This window comes from Streptosporangium sp. NPDC049046, from assembly GCF_040649155.1.
In the GTDB taxonomy this organism is placed as follows: domain Bacteria; phylum Actinomycetota; class Actinomycetes; order Streptosporangiales; family Streptosporangiaceae; genus Streptosporangium.
On record NZ_JBEZEZ010000008.1, the window covers coordinates 208,051 to 224,690 of the forward strand.

Here is a 16,640-nt window from a genome sequence, read left to right on the forward strand (position 1 = left end):
GACACCCCCACATCTCAGGTAAGGAACACCTACCGCCATGTCTGAGTTCATCGCGGATCGCGGCGACCAGGGGCTGCGTCGTCTCGCCGCCGGCACGCTGCTCGCCGCGTTCCAGGGCACCGAGGCACCCGAGTGGGTCCTGCGGGAGCTGGAGAACGGTCTCGGCGGCGTCACGCTCTTCGGCTTCAACATCGCCGACGCCGCCCAGCTGTCCGCTCTCACCTCCCGGCTGCGCGCGTCCGCCGATCCGGTCATATCGCTGGACGAGGAGGGGGGTGACGTCACCCGGCTCGCCTACCACGTCGGCAGCCCGTACCCCGGCAACGCCGCCCTCGGCGCGGTGGACGACGTCGAGCTCACCCGGCGGGTCTACCGATCCATCGGCGACGAACTGGCCCGCTGCGGCATCAACCTGGACATGGCGCCGTCCGCGGACGTCAACACCGCCGCCGACAATCCGGTCATCGGTACCCGCTCGTTCGGGTCACAGACCGCGCTCGTCGCCCGGCACACCGTCGCCGCGGTCCACGGCCTGCAGGCGGCCGGAGTGGCCGCCTGCGTCAAGCACTTTCCCGGCCACGGTGCGACCCGGCAGGACTCCCACCTGGAGGTCCCGCTCGTCGACGCTTCCGTGGAATTGCTGCGCGAGCGCGAGCTCGCCCCCTTCCGCGCCGCGATCGAGGCCGGGACCAGATCCATCATGACCGCGCACGTACGCGTCCCCGCCGTCACCGGCGCGCTTCCCGCGACGCTCTCCCCCGCCGCCCTCACCGGCCTGCTTCGCGGCGAGATGGGCTACGAGGGCGTGATCATCACCGACGCCCTCGACATGGGGGCCGTCACCGCCGCCTACGGTCTCGCCGGGGGCTCGGTGCTCTCCCTCGCCGCCGGAGCCGACCTGCTCTGTCTCGGCCCGATCCCCACGGAGAGCGACGTCCGCCTCATCGTGGACGAGATCGTCGCGGCCGTCCACGACGAGCGGCTTCCCGTGGCCCGCCTGGAGGCGGCGGCCGAGCGGGTCGCCGCCCTGCGCGCCTGGTTCGGCACGCCACGCACCGGCGAGGCCGAGCGGGACGTGATCGGTCTCACCGCCGCCCGTCGCGCGGTCAGCCTCACCGGCTCCGCCCCGCCCCCGGTCGACCCGCTGGTGGTCGAGGTGGACACCCCGCCGACCATCGCGGTCGGCGACGTACCGTGGGGCTTCACGCCGCTGCTGCCGCAGGCGGAGGTGCTGCGGGTCAAGCCGGAGATGGCCGACGTGGCGGACATCCTGGAGCGCGCCTCGGGCCGCTCCCTGATCGTCGTCGTCAAGGACGCCCATCGCTACGAGGCCAGCCAGTCGGTGGTCTCCGCGTTGCTGGCCGCCCGCCCCGACGCCACGGTCGTCGAGATGGGTCTGCCGATCTGGCGTCCCGAGGGTGTCACCTACCTGGCCACCTACGGCGCCGCCCGCGCCAACGCCCAGGCCGCCGCCGAGCTCCTGGGCGTCTGACGGCATCGGCCACCCTCGCCTGCGGGGTGATCGCCCTTTCCCTCACGGACGGTTACGTCACCTTCCCGAGGTCCGGGACGAGTGGGCCGGTCGCGGGAGGCTTCTCCTCAAGCGTGGCATCGGCCGATTCTCCGGGCATGGAATCGGCCGATGCCACCAGATCCGCGACCTTCGCACGGGGGTGCTCGGAGACGGCGCGCAGCAGCACGCGCAGGTGACCCGCGATCGCGGACACATCGTCGTGGCCGATCGCGGTGGGGTTGAAGCGCAGGCCGAGGGTGAGGCTCGACCCGGCGTCCACGGCCTGGACGTGCAGCGCGCCGTGGGCGGCCCCGTTGAAGACGGTCCACTCCACACCCGCCCCGACACCGGGAAACTCAGGGACGGCCGTCCTTCTGCGGTAGCTGAGCAGCACCGGTGAGGAGGGCGGCTCGGGAGGCGCGTGCCGGAAGCGGTACATGGCCTGGAGCTCGGTCCGGACCGCACGCAGATAGCCGGGAAAACCCTCTTCGAGGCCGGGGTGCGGAACGAACGGCACCCTCGCCACGAAGGGCCCGACGCGGTCGCGCGTCTCGCGCGTGCGGGTGCCGAGATCGAGGGCGAGCGGTGACGCGGAGGTACCGTAGCGGCGCAGCAGCACGCCCACAGCCGCGAGCAGCAACTCGAACCTGGTGGCACCGAGCTCTGTGGCGGCCTCGGTGAGGGCCCCGGACTCCACGCCACCGAGGACCATCTCGACGATCTCTCCGGGGCCGGTGCCGCGCGGGACTGTGCGCAGCCCGGGCAGGATCGGTTCCGCGGGCTCGCGGTCGCGCTCCTCCCAGAACTCCTCGGCTCCGCAGGGCGTCGCCGGAGACGCCTCGTGGTCCGCCTCCGAGCCGCTGTGCCGTCCCGTCCGCGTGGACGGGACGGCCTGCGCCGAGCCGTACGACGGCGAGACCGGCGAGGAGTGTGGCGTCGGCACCGGCAGGGTCGCCCGGGAGAAGTAGGCGTCGGCGAGGTCGCGGACCAGGACGTCCTTGGAGGCCGCGTCGAACACTCGTCCGTGCGCGGTGAAGAGCAGCCTGACGCGCTCGGGACCCACCGTGACCAGCGTGAACCGGGCGAACGGGCCGCGTTCCAGGTCGAAGGGGCGCGTGGCCTCCGCCGTGGCGAGCTCGGGGTAGCGCTCCGGGGTCGACTCCGCGCGGGTGACTCTGACGCGCCCGAGCACCGGATGCCTGCCGGCCACGTCGGCGCACGCCTCCGTCAGCGCGAGGACGTCGACGGGGCCGTTCAGGTGGAGCGCCAGCGGAATTCCCCGCAGGTCGAAAGGACTGTGCGACATCCTGTCCGTCTCCCTCGGGGGTGGCTCACCTCGGGCAGGCGCCGGGGCCTCCTCGCCTCCGGCATGCGATCTCGACGCTTAATTATTAGGAAAGTTTCTTGTTTATTTAAACAACCAGAATGCTACACACGAGACACGCCTGAGACAAGCGACCTGCCACGAACCGGTCAGGGCACGGTGACGACCGTCCGCGATGCCCGAAAGAGCGCACCGAACGGCGCGAGCTCCGAACCGGCCGGACTCATCGGCACGGGGGTCGCGGGCAAGCGATTCCAGCTTCGGGAGCCCGGACCTTGGAAACTTCCGGCCAGGGATTCCGACTCCAGGAACCGGACCTTGGAAACTTCCGGCCAAGGACTCCCGCTCCAGGAACCGGGCCCCAGGAACTCCCGGCCAAGGAATCGCCGAGGACTCAAGGCCCGGCGACAGAACCTCGGGCCCTCAAGAAGTCAGAAGGATCAGGAGGATCAGGAGGTGAAGATCTCTTCCCTCGCCTGTTCCAGTGCGGCGATGACGGCCCCGCGCAACACCGGGTTGCCCTCCACCTCGCTCGCCACCACCTGCGGCCTGACCGGGCAGCTCCTCGCCACCGCCTCCTCGATCCTGGAGGTGAGCTCGTCGCCTCCGGCCCTGCTCACCTCCCCCGCGAGCACCACGAGCCCGGGGTCGAGCACGACGCACACCGACGCCACCCCCAGCGCGAGCCGCCCGGCGATGTCGTTGATCAAGGGCTCCCCCCGCTCCCCCGCCGCGACCGCCGCCGCGACGCACTCGGCGGCACTCTCCCCCTCGAAGCCGTACGTCGCGGCGAGCTCGGCGACCGCCTCGGCGCTGACCAGGGACTGCAGGCCCCCGGCGAGCGACGGCAACCTGCCCGGCACGGCCCGCACGTCCTCGGCCAGCGGCACCCCGGGCACCGGCAGGTAGCCGATCTCGCCCGCGCTGCCGGAGCGGCCCCGGTGCAGCCGGCCTCCGAGCACGACACCGAGACCGATGCCGCGCCCCACCCACAGGAGCACGAAGTCGTCGACCTCGCGGGCGGCACCGAGGGTGCGCTCGGCGATGGCGACGAGGTTCACGTCGTTCTCTATCCTGACGTCGCGGCGCAGGTCACGGGCGAGCGCCTCGTGGATGCCCTCGTGCCAGCCCGGCAGGTCGAAGGAGAACCGCACGTCCCCGGTGCGGGGGTCGACCACGCCGGGGGTGCCGATGACGACCGAGCGCAGCTTGGAGAGCGCGACCTTGGCCGACCGGCACGCCTTGACCACCGCGCTGTGCACGAGGGCCACCGGATCGTCGTGTCCTTTCGGTGCCACCTGCACCTCGGCGATGATCTCCCCGTGGATATCGGCGATGGCGGTCGTGACGAATTCCGGGCCGACGTCCAGACCCGCCACATAGGCCGAGGAGGAAATAATCCCATAAAGGGCGGCATTGGGCCCCCGGCCTCCCGCCTGCTCCCCCGCCACCTCCACCAGCCCGCGCCCTTCCAGGCGGGCGAGTGTCTGCGACGCCGTCACCTTGGAAAGGCCCGTGAGCTCGCCGATCTGCCCCCGCGTCAGCGGTCCGGAAGCGAGCAGCAACTCCAGGGCGGCCCTGTCGTTGATCTCCCTCAGTAGCCTGGGCACGCCAGGACGTCGCTCCATACGCATGCTCTCTTGCTCGCCGCTTCCTCTTTTGCTCGTCGCTTCCCCGTCGCGATTACTTTCAATCAAGAATAAGAACTCTATTCTTAATAAGGCTTCCTGACAGTTTAGCCCCGCCCTCACCCCGCGAGGGCTACGGAGGACACGCCGGCGCCGCCTCTCCCGCTCGTCGCCGTTTCACCGCACGTCTCCCGCACCCGCCGCCGCGACGCCCGTAGGGCGAGGGGCCGCGACGCCTGCCCGGTGCGTGGAACGCTCCCAGAAGCGGCAGAGATTCTTTCCGGCAAGCCCTCACGGCCGGGGTGGGGCAGACTTCGACACGGACACCATCGCCACGACCCGGTCCGGAGCCGGGGCGGAGGTGTCCACGCTTCCGACATTACGAATATATCGGGAATTTCGCCTATCTGGCACGATCTGGAACGGATCACACCGCCCCCTACCGAGTGAGCCGCGGCGCGGTGGTACCACTGGGCCCACGAGAGCACCCAAAGGCGTCTCATCCTCGTGGCACACACCCCCGACACACCTCTGAGCTGCGACATCACTTCCGAAAACCCGAGGAGATCCCCACCGGCCGCCTCGCTCCGCCGCCGGACCGTACCCCCGCGACGGCACCTCACCACCGTGTCACGCACCCGCCGGGACACACCGGCGCGTCGCTCTACGTGCCCGTCGTCACCGAGAGCGACGGGGGTGATTTCACCTCCTTCGGCCCCTCGCGCGTAAGGAACCAATAGCAGGCGGGATAATCGGCTACATGCGCCTATCCGCTCGTGTCGACTATGCCCTCCGTGCCGCCGCCGAACTCGCCGCCGCGGGTGACGGCCCTACCACGGTGGGTGAGCTGGCCAAAGAGCAGGACATGCCTCCCAAGTATCTTGAGAACATCCTGCTTCAGATGCGCCGCGCCGGACTGGTTCGCGGCCAGCGCGGCCCGGAGGGAGGCTACGTACTGGCCCGCCCGCCCGCCGAGATCAGCCTCGCCGATGTGATCCGCGCCGTTGACGGCCCGCTCGCCAATGTCAGGGGGGAGCGGCCCGAGCACGTCGGATACCGAGGTCCCGCCGAATCACTGCAGCAGGTCTGGATCGCGCTGCGCGCCAGCGAACGGGCGATCCTGGAGGAGGTGACCCTGGAGAACGTGGCCACCGGAGCCCTCCCCGAGCGGGTCCGCAGCCTGTCCGCGGACCCCGCGGCCTGGGACTGACCGTGCCGGGGTGGCCGCCCACAGGGTTCCGGCCGGCCGGGTCCTTCCGGAACCGGCCTCCCGTCCGAGACCGGCTCATCTCAGGAGACCTCGTCTCACTCGACCGCCCCGCCACCCGAGACAGGTCCGGCTCGCGGGATCCATCCGTCTCACTCGACCGGCTCACCGCACGGGAGCGGCCCACGTCTCGGGGCGGGCGCCGTGCCCGAGGGTGACGTCGTCCACCGCTCCGCACTGCGGCTCGGCCGGGCGCTCGACGGACGGGTGCTCACCCGCTCGGACTTCCGCGTGCCCCGCCATTCCACCGCCGACCTGACCGGACGCGCGGTGCTGGAGACCGTCTCGCGCGGCAAGCATCTGCTCACCAGGGTCGAGGGCGGGCTCACCGTCCACACCCACCTGCGGATGGAGGGCCACTGGCAGATCTCACCCGCGGGACGTGGGCTGCCCGGCGGCGATGTCGTCCGCCTGGTGCTCGCCAACGCGAAATGGCAGGCGGCGGGGATACGGCTGGGCATGGTCGATCTGGTGGCGACCGAGCGGGAGGAACTGCTCGTCGGGCACCTCGGACCCGATCTGCTCGGGGAGGACTGGGACGAGACCGAAGCCGTACGGCGGCTGGCACGGCGGCCTGAAACGAGCATCGGGGTCGCGCTGCTCGATCAGCGCAACCTGGCGGGAATCGGCACCATCTATCGCGCCGAGACGCTTTTTCTCGCCGGAGTGTCGCCGTGGCGACCCGTAGGAGCCATTGAGGATCTGGGGGCGATCGTGTCGATCGCACGGCGGCTGCTGGACGCCAACAAGGAACGCCCGAGTAGAACGACGACGGGCGACCTCCGTCCGGGACGGAGCACCTGGGTCTACGGCAGGGCCGGGCGGCCTTGCCTGCGCTGCGGGCGTCGGATCAGTCGTGGGGAGATGGGCGAACAGCCGCAGGAACGGCTGATCGTCTGGTGCCGTCACTGCCAGCCGGAAGAACCGACCGGCTAGGCGGCGACCATGTCGTTGACCTCGGGGAACACGGAATCAGGCACGGTTTCGGGAATCGGCAGACGCTCCCGTTCGGGAACATCGTTGGCCAGGACCGGAGCATGCTGCAGCTCGGCCAAGGCAAATTGATCGGAAACCTCACGGAGAACCTGTGAAAGCGGCACGCCCAAGGCACCGCAGATCGACGCGAGCAGCTCCGAAGAGGCCTCCTTCTGGCCGCGCTCCACCTCGGACAGATATCCGAGAGAAACCCGAGCCAATGTGGACACCTCACGAAGGGTGCGACTCTGGCGCACCCTAAGCCGCCGCAGCACGTCACCGAGCAGCTGACGCAGCAGGACCATCTGTCGCTCCCTCCCCGGCGCGGGCGTCTTCACGACACTCCGCGCTATCGGTTCGTGCCGCCCGTTCTTCGAACGCGACCCTTGGTACATACTCCTCGCCGTCATCATCGCTTGACCTTTACCTCACTCACAGTTCCACCGTACCTGTATCCACCGACAACGCGGCAGACCATGTGGAGCATGTTCGCTGGGGACGTAACGCGGTAATCATCCCGAATGTTCCCTCACGTTCGCCTCCAGCACACCTCGGAGGAGGTCTACGGCCTCATTCACGGTCGCCTCCCGGATCTGATCGCGCGTCCCGGAGAGCCGCGGATCCCGGTGCCATACCCGCCCTCCCGGACCGCTAACAGCGAGATGCACAGTGCCGACCGGTTTACCATCCTGCGGCTCAGGGCCGGCCACCCCGGTGACCGCCAGACCGTATGTGGAACCGACGAGGAGGCGTACCCCTTCGGCCATGGCGGCGGCGACCCCTGGGTGCACCGCCCCCTCACGGGCGAGCAGGTCCGCCGGAACGTTCAGCAGCCGGTGCTTGAGTTCGGTGGCGTAGGAGACGACCCCGCCCAAAAAGGCCGCCGAAGCCCCGGGAGGGCCGGTGAGGGCCGCGCAGATCAGCCCGGCGGTCAGCGACTCGGCCACCGCCACCGTCTCGCCCCTGCGGACGAGAAGGGAGAGGATCTCGGCGGTCACGGGCGGGCGTCGGCTCATCCGGCCCACCTCACAGACTCGGCGCCCGTCCTCATCTGGCCCGCGCCCGCTTCGCGACCTGCCGCAGCTTGATCGCCCGGATCACGTAGTCGAGGCCGGTGACGACGGTGACGAGGGCCGCCGCGCCCATCACAACCCAGCGGATCAGGTCGGGCACGCCCGGCCAGATGTAGGAGACGATCGCGGCGATCTGCAGGACGGTCTTCACCTTCCCGCCGTAACTGGCCGGGATGACACCGTGCCGGATGACCGCGAACCTCAGCGTGGTGACACCCAACTCCCTGCCCAGGATCACGGCGGTGACCCACCAGGGCAGCTCTCCCAGGATGGAGAGACTGACCAGGGCGGCGCCGATGAGGGCCTTGTCGGCGATCGGGTCGGCGATCTTCCCGAAGTCGGTGATCAGGCCGTAACGGCGGGCCAGTTCGCCGTCGAGCAGGTCGGTGAGCGAGGCCACCAGAAAGACCACCAGCGCCGCGGCCCGCCAGCCGGTTCCGGGGAGGAAGAGGCAGGCCGCGAAGAACGGAACCATCGCCAGCCGTATCACCGTCACGACGTTGGCGATGTTCCAGGCGCTCACCTTGGGGCGCGCGGATGCCGCTGTCGAGTCGGTGCCGGTCTCTGGCGTGTTGGTCATACGCTCTCCCGGCCCGGCGGCGCACTCATGGGGCCGCCTTGATGCGGGCGATCAGGTCGACCCCCTCCGAGTCGACCACGACGGCCCGGACGATCTGGCCCGGCACCAGCCCGATGCCCTGGACCGTCACGGATCCGTCCACCTCGGGCCCCTGGTGAGCGGCGCGGCCCTCGTAGCCGCCGTCGCCCAGGTCCTCCTCGATCAGGACGTCGACCTCGGTCCCGATCCGCTCCTCGGCCCGCTGAGCCATGAGCTCCTCGGCCAGTTCGGTGAGGGCGGACACCCGGGCGTCGACGATCTCCTGGTCGAGCTTGCCGGGGAGCGAGGCCGCCTCGGTGCCGTCCTCGTCGGAGTAGCCGAAGACGCCGATGACGTCGAGCCTGGCCTCCTCCAGGAAGCCCACCAGCTCCCCGAACTCCTCCTCGGTCTCGCCGGGGAAACCCACGATGAAGTTGGAGCGCACACCCGCCTCGGGCGCGTGGGCACGAATCGACTCCAGGAGGTCCAAGAAACGCCGGGGGTCACCGAAGCGGCGCATCCGGCGCAGCACCGGGCCACTCGCGTGCTGGAAGGACAGGTCGAAGTAGGGGGCCACACCCTCGGTCGAGGCGATGATCTCCAGCAGTCCCGGGCGGAGCTCGGCGGGCTGCAGATAGCTGACGCGCACCCGCTCGACGCCCTCGGTCGCGGCGATGGAGGGCAGGAGCTTCTCCAGCGCCCTCAGATCGCCCAGATCCTTGCCGTAGGAGGTGGAGTTCTCGCTGACCAGCACCAGCTCCTTCACGCCCTGCTCGGCCAGCCAGGCGGCCTCGCCGAGGAGCTCCTCGGCACCGCGCGAGACGTAGGCTCCGCGGAAGGCGGGGATGGCGCAGAACGTACAGCGCCGGTCGCAGCCGGAGGCGAGTTTCAGTGACGCCACCGGGCCGTCACCCAGGCGCTTGCGGAGCGGCCGGGGGCCGCTCGCGGGGGCCAGGCCCTCGGGCAGCTCGCCGTGGCCCGGAATGCCGGTCCTGGGGGCCGCGGCGCGTTCCACCGGGGAGATGGGCAGCAGGGTCCTGCGGTCGCGGGGACTGTGCGGGACGAGCGGCCTGCCCTCCAGCACATCGTCGAGACGCGTGCCGATGTCGGTGTAGTCGTCGAAGGAGATGACGGCCGCGGCCTCGGGCAGCGCGTCGGCGAGCTGGTCGCCGTATCGCTCCGCCATGCAGCCCGCGGCGACCACCTTGGCCCCGGAGTCGGCCGCGGCGAGCAGCGTGTCGATGGAGTCCTTTTTCGCCGAGTCGATGAAGCCGCACGTGTTGACGACGACGACGTCGGGATCGTCGTCGCCCAGCTGCCAACCGGCAGCCTCAAGGCGAGCGGCGAGTTCCTCGGAGTCGACCTCGTTGCGTGCGCAACCAAGCGTGATCAGCGATGCGGTTCGGCGGGATGACATGGTGAACACTACGGTATCGGGAGTTGGCCACTACCCGATGCACCTCCCCCCATTGAGGCCCCCATCGAGGCCCCGCCCAGGCCTCCGTTCAGGCACCGCCCCACCCCGGGCACGCCGCCGTCGCGGGCGGTCCCGGGGCTCCGCGGGCCTTCCCGGACGCGCGGCGCGTGAGGCGTTCCCCATGGCCTGACCTAGCGCTTCTTGGCCGCGGGAGCCTCGTAGGAGCGGTTGACGACCTGTCCTCGGCGGCCGGGGGCACCCACGTCCTTACCGTTCACCTTCAGCGAGACGGCTCCTCCGTCACCGAAAGTGACCCTCATGCCGACCTTCGCCTTCCAGGTCGAGGTCTTGCCCGCCGCGAGCGTCCCCGAGAAGATCCTCCGGCCGCCCGCGTCCTGCACGTCGAGCCAGGAGGTGCGCTTCGCCCTGACCTGGAGGACGACCATGTCGCGCCGCTTCCCCTCGGCCAGCGACGCCGCCCGGCGCGGTGAGTCGTGACCCGAGCCCGCCGAGGGCGGCGGTACGGCGGGCACCGGCATGGGACGAAGATCCGCCACGGGAGTGTCTCCCCCGCCCATGGTCCGCACCACACCGAAGATGACCACGATGCCCAGCGCCACCGCCATCGCCGTCGTCCAGTTGGGCGAGCGGCGCTCACGGATCTTCAGGGGCATGTCGGCCTGGAAGACGCTGGAGGCCCGCACCGGCAGCGGCACGCCCCCGTGCTGCTCGTCGTAGCGGTGCACCAGCGTCTCGGGATCGAGATCGACGACCTTGGCGATGTTTCTTATATGGCCTCGCGCGTAGAAATCTCCCCCGCATTGCGAGAAGTCGTTCCTCTCGATCGCCTGGATGAGAACCTCGCGAATGCGTGTCCGCGCGCTCAACTGCCCGACGGTCATCCCCATCGACCGTCTGGCATCCGCCAGATCGCTTCCAATGCCCATGGCGCACGCCTCCCAGCCCCCGACGTTGCGTAGCGGTACCTATTCAATCAGTAACCGGGCGGAAGGTGTGCGGCGGGGGTGCCGTTCCCTGTACGGTGCCGTCAGCCCCCGCGCAGGTCGGCCAGGAGGCCGGGCAGATCGTCGGGTTTGACCATGACCTCCCTCGCCTTCGACCCCTCGCTGGGCCCGACGACGTTTCTGCTCTCCAGCAGGTCCATCAGGCGACCCGCCTTGGCGAAGCCGACCCTGAGCTTGCGCTGGAGCATCGAGGTCGAGCCGAACTGGGTGGTCACGATGAGCTCGGCCGCCTGGACCAGCAGGTCGAGGTCGTCGCCGATGTCCTCGTCGATCTCCTTCTTCGCGGTCGCCACGACGGACACGTCCTCGCGGTACTCGACCGTCATCTGGGCCTTGCAGTGCCCGACGATCTCGCCGATCTCCTTCTCGGAGACGAAGGCGTTCTGCAGCCGCATGGGCTTGCTCGCACCCATCGGCAGGAAGAGCGAGTCGCCCTGCCCGACGAGCTTCTCGGCACCCGGCTGGTCCAGGATGACCCGGGAGTCGGCCAGTGAGGAGGTGGCGAAGGCGAGCCGGGAGGGCACGTTGGCCTTGATCAGACCGGTGACCACGTCCACGCTGGGGCGCTGGGTGGCGATGACCAGGTGGATGCCCGCGGCACGGGCCAGCTGGGTGATGCGGACGATGGAGTCCTCGACGTCGCGCGGGGCGACCATCATCAGGTCGGCGAGCTCGTCGACGATCACCAGCAGGTACGGGTAGGGCTGGTAGACGCGCTCGCTGCCCGGCGGCGCCACCAGCTTGCCGGTGCGGACCGCCTTGTTGAAGTCGTCGACGTGCCGGAAGCCGCTGGCGGCGAGGTCGTCGTAGCGGCGGTCCATCTCACCGACGACCCACTCCAGCGCTTCGGCGGCCTTCTTGGGGTTGGTGATGATCGGCGTGATGAGGTGCGGGATGCCCTCGTAGACGCTGAGCTCGACCCGCTTGGGGTCGACGAGGACCATGCGGACCTCGTCGGGGGTGGCGCGCATCAGGATCGAGGTGATCAGTCCGTTGACGCAGACCGACTTGCCCGCGCCGGTGGCGCCCGCGATGAGCAGGTGCGGCATCTTCGCCAGGTTGGCCACTATCGTGCGCCCCTCGACGTCCTTGCCGAGTCCGACGATCATCGGGTGATGGTCGGCCTGGGCCACCGGGGAGCGCAGGATGTCGCCCAGCGAGACGAGGTCCTTGTCGGTGTTGGGGATCTCGACCCCGATCGCCGACTTCCCGGGGATCGGAGAAAGGATCCGGACATCGGCCGACTTGACCGCGTACGCGATGTTCTTGGTGAGCGCGGTGACCTTCTCGACCTTGACCGCCGGGCCGAGTTCGATCTCGTAGCGCGTCACCGTCGGCCCCCGGGTGAAGCCGATCACCTGGGCGTCGATGGCGAACTGCTCCAGCACGCTGGTCAGCGCGTTGACGACGACGGTGTTGGCCTTCGTCTGCGGCTTGGGCGCGGTGCCGGGACGCAGGAGCTGCGGCTCGGGCAGGGTGTACGGGCCGGCCTGGGAGGACAGGACGAGCTGCTCGACCTTGCGCGGGGCCGGGGACGGCTCGGGGGGCGCGGCCCTGACCACCGCCTCCTCCGCCGCCTCGTCCTCCACCAGGCCGGGCACGATCTCCGGGGAGTGTTCCGGGGACCCGCCGGGCGTCTCGGCGACCAGGGGCGTGTCGTAGGGCTTGACGTGGTCGCCGAGCTCGTCGCCCTCGGACTCCGGCTTCTTACGGGTGGAGGGCTTCTTCCTGGACACGCGCGGCGCGGGGGGCATATCCCGGTTGAAGAGCATGTGCCGGATCTCTGCCAGCCGTTCGGGGACCCGGTGCACCGGCGTCGCGGTGATCACCAGGATGCCGAAGCCCGACAGGATCAGCAGCAGCGGGATGGTGATGAAGGACGGCAGGATGCTCGCCGGGGGCGCGGAGACGATGAAGCCGACCATGCCTCCGGCGGCCGAGACCTTGTCCATGCCGTCGGATTCTCCCCCGGACGGGTACGGGGTGTTGTGGACCACGTGCACGACGCCGAGCACGCCGATGGTCAGGGCGGACCAGCCGATGATCATCCGGCCGGTGTCGGCGTTCTGGTCGGGGTGGCGTAGCAGCCGCCAGGCCAGCAGCACGAGCAGGATCGGGATCACCCAGGTCAGCGAACCGAAGACACCGCGCATGACGCCGTCGACCACGGTGGAGACGGTGCCGGTGTTCTTCCGCCAGGTCATGGCGGCGAGCACGACCGCTCCGGCGAACACCGCCAGGCCGAGCCCGTCGCGGCGGTGGACGGGGTCGAGCTCACGCGCGTTCTGCCCCAGTGCCCGCGCGGCGCTGCCGATGCCCCCCGCCAGGAGCATCCAGATGCCCATGAACAGCTTGCCGATCATGATGAGCACCCAGCTGATCGGGTCGTGCTGGGGCGAGGGCCTGCGGGCCTGGCTCGTGCTCCTCTTCCGGGCGGCGGGCGGCCGCCTGGCGGAGGCCGTACGGGCCTGGGAGGTGCCCGAACGACCGGAGGACCCCTTCCCGGGGGGCTTTCCTGAGGATCCTTTAGACGTACGGGTGGCCATGCTAGGGAGGTTAACGAGACGGGTGGTGGATTGCGCGCCGACTCGCCGGAGCGATCGACCCTCGGCCGCATTTCGCCATATCGGTCGATACTTCACAAAAAGCAATGAAGGGCAACGAATGTCCCATTGGCCTGCCGGAAAGCGTCTTCCATGCCCCGGCAGGGCCCGTACGGCGGCCGGTGAGGCCGCCGTACGGGGCGAAGGTCAGACCTCGACCACCACGGGAATGATCATCGGGCGACGGCGGTAGGTGTCGCTCACCCAGCGCCCCACGGTCCTGCGGACCACGCGGCGGACCTGCTGGATGTCCACCACCCCGTCGGCCGCGTTCTCCTGCAGCGCCCTCTCGACCTGCGGAAGGATGTCGTCGAACATGGCCGGGTCGATGCCGGATCCCCTGGCGTGGATCTCCGGGCCCCCGGCGAGCTTGCCGGTGGCGGTGTCGACCACGATGACGATGGAGATGAAGCCCTCCTCGCCCAGGATGCGGCGGTCCTTCAGCGCGAAGTCGGTGACGTCGCCCACCGAGGTGCCGTCCACGTAGACGTAACCGGCGGGAACCGCACCCACGATCTTGGCCCGGCCGTCGATCAGGTCCACCACGACGCCGTCCTCGGCGATCACGATGTGGTCGTCGGGAACCCCGGTCAGCGCGGCGAGCTTGGCGTGTGCCCGCAGGTGACGCCATTCACCGTGCACCGGCATGAAGTTGGACGGCCGCGTCAGGTTGAGCACGTACAGCAGTTCGCCCGCGGCGGCGTGCCCGGAGACGTGCACCTTCGCGTTGCCCTTGTGCACCACGCGGGCGCCCCAGCGGGACAGCCCGTTGATCACGTTGTTCACCGCGGTCTCGTTGCCCGGCACCAGCGAGGAGGCCAGCAGGACCGTGTCGCCTTCGGCGATCCGGATCGGGTGGTCGCGGTTGGCCATGCGTGACAGCGCCGCCATCGGCTCGCCCTGGGAGCCGGTGCAGATCAGCACCACGTCCTCCGGCGGACGGCCCTCGATCTCCTTGGCGTCGACGATCAAACCGGGCGAGACCCTCAGGTATCCCAGGTCGCGGGCGACGCCCATGTTGCGCACCATCGAACGGCCGACCAGCGCGACCTTGCGGCCGTGCTTCTCCGCCGCGTCGATGACCTGCTGGACGCGGTGGATGTGGGAGGCGAAGCTCGCCACGATCACCCGCTTGCTCGCGGTGCGGATGACCTCGTCGATGACCGGTGCGATCTCCCGCTCACTGGTGACGAAGCCCGGCACCTCGGCGTTGGTCGAGTCGGACATCAGCAGGTCGACGCCCTCGGCGCCGAGCCTGGCGAACCCGCCCAGGTCGGTCAGCCGCCCGTCACTGGGCAGCTGGTCCATCCGGAAGTCACCGGTGTGCAGGACGATGCCCGCGGGCGTCCTGATCGCGACGGCGAGCGCATCGGGAATGGAGTGGTTGACGGCGAGGAACTCGCACTCGAACGGCCCGAACCTGTGCCGCTCCCCCTCCACGACCTCACGTCTGGTCGGCTGGATGCGGTGCTCGGTGAGCTTGGCCTCGATCAGCGCCAGCGTCAGCTTCGATCCCACGATCGGGATGTCGCGGCGCTCGCGCAGCAGATAGGGCACGGCACCGATGTGGTCCTCGTGCGCGTGGGTCAGGACCACGGCCTCGACGTCGTCCAGGCGGTCCCGGATGTACTCGAAGTCGGGCAGGATCAGGTCGATGCCGGGCTGGTCGGGCTCGGGGAAGAGCACCCCGCAGTCGACGATCAGCAACCGGCCTTCGTACTCGAACACGGCCATGTTGCGGCCGATCTCACCGAGCCCGCCCAGCGCGACGATGCGCAGGGCACCGTCGACGAGCGCGGGCGGCAGCCCGAGTTCGGGATGGGGGTGACTCATCCGGCCACACCTCTCTCAGAGGTCTCACATGCGACGGAAGCCCTCGTGGGCAGCAGGACTACTCCCTCGCCGAGCACTCCGTCCCCCAGCGGACCCTTGTGTCTTCTCTCGCGCAAACTCTCGTTCCTCCCGGATGCGGCCGGTGAGGGCCGCGGTGTCTTGTCTCACGTCACAACTTCGTCGGGCAGCTTCACACCGCCCGCGATCAAGTCTTCGCGCAGCCTGGCGAGCTGCTCCCCGGTCGCCTCCACCAGGGGTGGCCGCATCGGCCCCGCGGGCCGTCCGACCAGGGAGAGCGCCGCCTTCGCCATGATCGCGCCGCCGGCCTGCATCATGATCCCGGAGACCACGGGGAGCAGCCTGCGGTGGACGGCGAGCGCACCCGCGACATCCCCCGAGCGGTACGCCTCGATCATCGTGGCGATCTCCGCGCCCGCGACGTGGCCGATCACGCTGACGCACCCCACGGCTCCCACCGACAGCCACGGCAGGTTGAGCGTGTCGTCACCCGAGTAGTAGGCGAGGCCGGTGGACGCGATGACCTGCGTCCCCTCGAACAGATCGGCCTTGGCGTCCTTCACCGCGACGATCCGCTCGTGCCGGGCGAGCCTGGCGAGCGTCTCGCTCAGGATCGGCACGCCGCTGCGGCCGGGGATGTCGTAGAGCATGGCCGGCAGGGCCGTCGCGTCCGCCACGGTGACGAAGTGGCGGTAGATCCCCTCCTGGGGAGGCTTGCTGTAGTAAGGCGTCACCAGCAGGAGACCGTGGGCCCCGGCGCGCTCGGCGGACCTGGCGAGCTCCACGCTGTGGTGGGTGTCGTTGGTCCCGGCTCCGGCGACGACCGTGGCGCGATCACCGACCGCCTCGACGACGGCGCGCAGGAGACGCTCCTTCTCGTCGTCGGTGGTCGTCGGGGACTCCCCCGTCGTACCGCTCACGACGATGCCGTCGTTGCGCTGCTCGTCAACCAGGTAGGTGGCGAGGCGCCCCGCTGTCTCGTAGTCGACCGCTCCGTCACGTGTGAACGGTGTGACCATGGCGGTCAGCATGCGGCCGAAGGGGGCGTCGGAGGTTCCAGTTGGCGCTGCCATAGACCGAACGCTACCCGGATCCGCTGAAACGGTGGACCCCGCCACCCCGCCTAACCTCCGTCCACCGATGAGCCCAAGAGCGAACATCCCCCCGAGGTGCCCGCTGCACACCGTACACGTGGATATACGCCGTCACGGCGGCGGACCCCGGCAACCACACTCTTGACCCATTTATAGACAAATAAGGCTTTTGTCCACTTTGGCGGCGACACGGACTTCCCCGAACGAGAAAGAGGCCGCCGATATGTGCTCGGGGGTACACACATCGACGACCTCTACCGTTGAATCGGCGG

Annotated in this window: 13 protein-coding genes; 3 read left to right on the plus strand and 10 right to left on the minus strand. The window is 69.7% G+C overall.

Annotation, left to right across the window (positions count from 1 at the left end):
* Positions 1-37: 37 nt before the first annotated feature.
* Complete coding sequence (locus AB0B96_RS13765) at positions 38-1,492, plus strand: glycoside hydrolase family 3 protein (RefSeq protein ID WP_362898551.1); 1,455 nt, start codon at positions 38-40, stop codon at positions 1,490-1,492.
* 52 nt (positions 1,493-1,544) lie between these two features.
* Here the strand turns inward: AB0B96_RS13765 and AB0B96_RS13770 are convergent, their stop codons facing one another.
* A complete protein-coding gene (locus tag AB0B96_RS13770; RefSeq protein WP_362898553.1) occupies positions 1,545-2,819 on the minus strand; it encodes a condensation domain-containing protein in 1,275 nt (424 codons plus the stop codon).
* A gap of 467 nt (positions 2,820-3,286) precedes the next feature.
* The gene (locus AB0B96_RS13775) at positions 3,287-4,465 is read right to left on the minus strand and encodes an ROK family transcriptional regulator (protein ID WP_350944675.1); all 1,179 of its coding nucleotides are present in this window, start codon (positions 4,463-4,465) and stop codon (positions 3,287-3,289) included.
* A 760-nt stretch (positions 4,466-5,225) separates the two neighbouring features.
* On the opposite strand from AB0B96_RS13775, the gene AB0B96_RS13780 reads away from it, so the two are divergent.
* Positions 5,226-5,675: an Rrf2 family transcriptional regulator gene (locus AB0B96_RS13780; RefSeq protein ID WP_326637143.1), complete on the plus strand. Its 450-nt coding sequence runs from the start codon at positions 5,226-5,228 to the stop codon at positions 5,673-5,675.
* Positions 5,676-5,876: 201 nt separating this feature from the next.
* A complete protein-coding gene (locus AB0B96_RS13785; RefSeq protein ID WP_362898555.1) occupies positions 5,877-6,668 on the plus strand; it encodes a DNA-formamidopyrimidine glycosylase family protein in 792 nt (263 codons plus the stop codon).
* Here AB0B96_RS13785 and AB0B96_RS13790 read toward each other — a convergent pair.
* The 8 genes from AB0B96_RS13790 to dapA all read right to left on the minus strand — a co-directional run bounded on the left by AB0B96_RS13790 (position 6,665) and on the right by dapA (position 16,347).
* Positions 6,665-7,012 (minus strand): helix-turn-helix transcriptional regulator, encoded by a 348-nt coding sequence (locus tag AB0B96_RS13790; protein ID WP_350944677.1) that lies wholly within the window; start codon positions 7,010-7,012, stop codon positions 6,665-6,667. The two genes, AB0B96_RS13785 and AB0B96_RS13790, sit on opposite strands and share 4 nt — an antisense overlap.
* A 207-nt stretch (positions 7,013-7,219) precedes the next feature.
* Positions 7,220-7,723: a nicotinamide-nucleotide amidohydrolase family protein gene (locus tag AB0B96_RS13795; protein ID WP_362898557.1), complete on the minus strand. Its 504-nt coding sequence runs from the start codon at positions 7,721-7,723 to the stop codon at positions 7,220-7,222.
* A 31-nt stretch (positions 7,724-7,754) separates the two neighbouring features.
* Positions 7,755-8,360, minus strand: coding sequence for a CDP-diacylglycerol--glycerol-3-phosphate 3-phosphatidyltransferase (gene pgsA, locus AB0B96_RS13800; protein WP_362898559.1), 606 nt, complete (start codon positions 8,358-8,360; stop codon positions 7,755-7,757).
* 25 nt (positions 8,361-8,385) lie between these two features.
* On the minus strand, positions 8,386-9,795 hold the full coding sequence (rimO, locus tag AB0B96_RS13805) for a 30S ribosomal protein S12 methylthiotransferase RimO (protein WP_350944682.1): 1,410 nt from the start codon (positions 9,793-9,795) through the stop codon (positions 8,386-8,388).
* A gap of 191 nt (positions 9,796-9,986) precedes the next feature.
* Complete coding sequence (locus AB0B96_RS13810; protein WP_362898561.1) at positions 9,987-10,742, minus strand: RodZ domain-containing protein; 756 nt, start codon at positions 10,740-10,742, stop codon at positions 9,987-9,989.
* 101 nt (positions 10,743-10,843) lie between these two features.
* On the minus strand, positions 10,844-13,366 hold the full coding sequence (locus AB0B96_RS13815; protein ID WP_362898563.1) for a DNA translocase FtsK: 2,523 nt from the start codon (positions 13,364-13,366) through the stop codon (positions 10,844-10,846).
* Between the two features lie 204 nt (positions 13,367-13,570).
* Positions 13,571-15,256: a ribonuclease J gene (locus AB0B96_RS13820; protein WP_350944687.1), complete on the minus strand. Its 1,686-nt coding sequence runs from the start codon at positions 15,254-15,256 to the stop codon at positions 13,571-13,573.
* Between the two features lie 164 nt (positions 15,257-15,420).
* Complete coding sequence (gene dapA / locus AB0B96_RS13825; RefSeq protein WP_362898566.1) at positions 15,421-16,347, minus strand: 4-hydroxy-tetrahydrodipicolinate synthase; 927 nt, start codon at positions 16,345-16,347, stop codon at positions 15,421-15,423.
* Positions 16,348-16,640 lie beyond the last annotated feature (293 nt).

Bases quoted from the DNA above. Each gene is read 5' to 3' on its own strand.
- dapA (WP_362898566.1), bottom strand. From the start codon at position 16,347: ATGGCAGCGCCAACTGGAACCTCCGACGCCCCCTTCGGCCGCATGCTG.
- AB0B96_RS13780 (WP_326637143.1), top strand. From the start codon at position 5,226: ATGCGCCTATCCGCTCGTGTCGACTATGCCCTCCGTGCCGCCGCCGAA.
- AB0B96_RS13775 (WP_350944675.1), bottom strand. From the start codon at position 4,465: ATGGAGCGACGTCCTGGCGTGCCCAGGCTACTGAGGGAGATCAACGAC.
- AB0B96_RS13770 (WP_362898553.1), bottom strand. From the start codon at position 2,819: ATGTCGCACAGTCCTTTCGACCTGCGGGGAATTCCGCTGGCGCTCCAC.
- AB0B96_RS13820 (WP_350944687.1), bottom strand. From the start codon at position 15,256: ATGAGTCACCCCCATCCCGAACTCGGGCTGCCGCCCGCGCTCGTCGAC.
- AB0B96_RS13795 (WP_362898557.1), bottom strand. From the start codon at position 7,723: ATGAGCCGACGCCCGCCCGTGACCGCCGAGATCCTCTCCCTTCTCGTC.
- rimO (WP_350944682.1), bottom strand. From the start codon at position 9,795: ATGTCATCCCGCCGAACCGCATCGCTGATCACGCTTGGTTGCGCACGC.
- AB0B96_RS13790 (WP_350944677.1), bottom strand. From the start codon at position 7,012: ATGGTCCTGCTGCGTCAGCTGCTCGGTGACGTGCTGCGGCGGCTTAGG.
- AB0B96_RS13765 (WP_362898551.1), top strand. From the start codon at position 38: ATGTCTGAGTTCATCGCGGATCGCGGCGACCAGGGGCTGCGTCGTCTC.
- pgsA (WP_362898559.1), bottom strand. From the start codon at position 8,360: ATGACCAACACGCCAGAGACCGGCACCGACTCGACAGCGGCATCCGCG.
- AB0B96_RS13810 (WP_362898561.1), bottom strand. From the start codon at position 10,742: ATGGGCATTGGAAGCGATCTGGCGGATGCCAGACGGTCGATGGGGATG.
- AB0B96_RS13815 (WP_362898563.1), bottom strand. From the start codon at position 13,366: ATGGCCACCCGTACGTCTAAAGGATCCTCAGGAAAGCCCCCCGGGAAG.